The sequence below is a fragment of the Haloferula sp. genome (genome assembly GCF_049672945.1).
GTDB lineage: Bacteria > Verrucomicrobiota > Verrucomicrobiia > Verrucomicrobiales > Akkermansiaceae > Haloferula.
The window spans coordinates 1-2,822 of sequence record NZ_JBATWY010000151.1; the positions used below are offsets into that span (position 1 = coordinate 1).

At 58.4% G+C, this 2,822-nt stretch carries 3 protein-coding genes; 2 read left to right on the plus strand and 1 reads right to left on the minus strand.

Annotated elements, in window-relative coordinates:
- Positions 1-548: 548 nt before the first annotated feature.
- Positions 549-992 carry a hypothetical protein gene (locus WBG04_RS13690; protein ID WP_424315013.1) on the plus strand — a complete coding sequence of 148 codons (444 nt, stop codon included), beginning with the start codon at positions 549-551 and terminating at the stop codon, positions 990-992.
- Positions 993-1,686: 694 nt separating this feature from the next.
- Here the strand turns inward: WBG04_RS13690 and WBG04_RS13695 are convergent.
- Complete coding sequence (locus tag WBG04_RS13695; protein ID WP_424315014.1) at positions 1,687-1,938, minus strand: hypothetical protein; 252 nt, start codon at positions 1,936-1,938, stop codon at positions 1,687-1,689.
- A 439-nt stretch (positions 1,939-2,377) separates the two neighbouring features.
- Between WBG04_RS13695 and WBG04_RS13700 the strand changes: the two genes are divergently transcribed.
- Positions 2,378-2,737 carry a hypothetical protein gene (locus WBG04_RS13700; protein ID WP_424315015.1) on the plus strand — a complete coding sequence of 120 codons (360 nt, stop codon included), beginning with the start codon at positions 2,378-2,380 and terminating at the stop codon, positions 2,735-2,737.
- Positions 2,738-2,822 lie beyond the last annotated feature (85 nt).

The window sequence follows — 2,822 nt, forward strand, 5'->3', positions numbered from 1 at the left end:
GAACTGGCCTGCCCGGTCGTAGCTCGGAGCGGAGCGGAGAGCGAAGACTGGAGGGGAGGGGAGTCGAGCCCTAAACGTATTGCTGGTTATCTATGGGTTGTGATTCTGAAAGCCGCAATCACGCGCCAATCACACAGGTTTTTTCCGAATTGGAATTGCTGCGGGCCAGGGGCACTGGGCCTCCGGCCGAATGGCAGCCATCACGGCTTTCACTCAGACGAGCGTGTGAGAATGTCTCGGATTGGACGAGGTATTTCCACCCAAGCGACCTCTCGACGCTGTTTTGGCAATTGGATGAAAATGGAGGAAATTGGATGCCGACCAGGCTTCGCGCTCATTCCGGTCCGAAGGATCGGATCCGATCCCGCCTCGAAGGGGTCGGGCCGCACGAAGTAGGCCCGAGGGGAAGACCTTCCCCTCCCTGGCGTCTGAAAAATGGTCGCAGACCTTCACAGGGTTGTCCGTCCATGGCACAGCTCGAAGCCCTCTTTGCAGGATAGGATGGACGGCCCGGACGGCTTGTGGCTGGATGCAGCCCGATAATCCGCATGATGACAGTGATCTCCCTACGAAACACGGCGCTTGCTCTGAGCGCTCTTTCGATGAGCGCTTGTGACAAGCAAAGGTCTCCAGTCGCATTGGGTGACGGCCCCCATCCGGTGGAAGTCATCGTTGCTCATTCAGGTGAGCTTGCCGGACAGACATTGTCGGTTCAGGGGGATTACGGTGGAAGCATTTCCATGAGCTGTGAGTATGACCCATCCGCTCCAGACGCTCGTCGAGAGGTCTGCTTTGAGCTGCTGAGTCAGCTCCGTCCGGAAGTTTCGATGGTGGTTTCCGGCCATGTCCCGATCAGTGAAGAGCGCTATCCCGATGATCCGAGTGCCGCCTTTCGATACTACCATTCGCAAAACCCGGGCGATGGAGAGCGCAGTCTTACCGTGACCGGAGTCATGGGAGAAGACGGGGTGCTGCGGATTACTGACTCCTAGCACATCGTCCGGCAACGATTCGGCACTACGAGAGGACGGGCGGCTCGCAATCTGTCGTCCATGGCGGGCCGGGCTGGGTCTCCGCCAGTCCATTGCGCAGCTGGGAGAAGATGTGGTAGAACGGCATTTGATTTCAAACGACGGGGGCAGGTGGATGTGGACGTCTTCGATTCTAGAAAAGAGCTTCGGCTTGAGAAGGTCCAGCGGGGCCAGCACGATCCTCTGCTGCAAGGTCGATCCCGAATCCCTTCGAAGGTTCAGGGCAATCGCCAAGGCAAAGGGCCGTTCGACCTGCGAGCACCTCCGCGAGATCGTTTTTGAGAATCTCGCGGAATGGGATTCGGTGGGTAGGAACTCCGATACTTTTACAACCGAAATCACCGCCCTCAGGAGTGACTTCACCAGTGCTCTCAATTCATTGCACCGGGAAATTTCAATGGGCTCTCTGGGCTGGAGTTTCCCACAGAGGGCAACGCCAGGCACAACGGCTCAGAAATCCACGATGGCCAAGAAGCAAATCGAAAGCGATACGCCGCCAGTCGACACCATTGATGATGGTTGGCAGCGGCGAGATCGACGCCGCAGCAAATGGGGCCGTTGGCAGCGGCTGTTATCTCAGCGGTGCCCTGGTATGAAGATTTTCTTCCGAACCGGGAGCCCGGTCTTCTCGGAGCGTAGGGGAGGGAAGACGGGATCAGCTCCGGGTTCGCTGAATGGTGGTGGGCGTTGCGGAGCTTGGCCTGTCCGCCGAAGCCTTGGCGAAGGAGGAAGCGTTGCAGGGTGTCCCCGCTCGAAGGGGGCGGGCCGTACGAGGTAGGCCCGGGGGGAAGACTTCCCCCTCCACCGGCACCTGCATCTCGACTTCGGTGATACGGACCTGAACGCGTGGATTGGCAACCTTTTCGGCATCGCCTTCTTTGGAGCAGGCATCATGGAGTCCTGCCATCCGACAAGCGTCGGTCGCGCCCTCAAGATACAGAACGACCTTGAGCGGAAAGAAATGCGAGTGTTTCTCGAGGCGCAGGACGGAGGGGAGGCAGCTTCAGGAAATCAGCTTCGTTGCCCTCAGGCGTTGCCCTCAGGATTTCGGTCTTGCCCGAGCGGTGGCGGCCGCCGGATCGCTCGGATTTCCGCGCTATCGGTCATTCGACAGATGACAAACCGATACGGACGCGGAATTGGAAGTTCGACGGGGGAACTTCACGATCGGCGGCTGGATGAAGGATTTCAGCGATCATATTTCAAATTCGGCGGCGAAATCACTGATACGCTCACCGGATCGCCGATAGGGCGGGCGAACCCGGCTGGAAAGGTTCATTTCGTTAATATTACATAATTGGTAAGTTTTTCTTGTCATCGTTTGCGAAATCGTTCTTAGTGCGGCGGTGATCATTAACGGTCAGCATCTCGAGCTTCCGTGCGAAGCCGCCAACTGTTCAGGGAACTACAAGGCATGGTTAGGACAAGTCCGATCCTGCGAATGGCGTAGTGAGGAGGAGCTGAGGCTTCGCTTCCCACGTTGCGTTCGGGTCACGGGCATCCGCTATCATTTTCCGCTGAATGCCGAACTCTTCGGGGTGCGCGCCTATGTGAACTTCGCCCGGTCCGGACGGCCAGGCATGGTGCAGCTGATCGAGTTCGCCGCCGCGCCGACGACGGTTTCCCCGGCCCAGGCTCCTGCCGCAGCGAGCCGCCCCGCCCGCCATCTCTCCGCCTCTTCTGTCCCGGCCAACAATACGAAATAAGAATACGAAATCCCTACCATGATCAAAGTCATCCGAAACGCAGAGGAACACCGTCAGGCACTGGCACGCCAGGCGGAGCTTCTCG

Bases quoted from the DNA above. Each gene is read 5' to 3' on its own strand.
- WBG04_RS13690 (WP_424315013.1), top strand. From the start codon at position 549: ATGATGACAGTGATCTCCCTACGAAACACGGCGCTTGCTCTGAGCGCT.
- WBG04_RS13695 (WP_424315014.1), bottom strand. From the start codon at position 1,938: ATGGCAGGACTCCATGATGCCTGCTCCAAAGAAGGCGATGCCGAAAAG.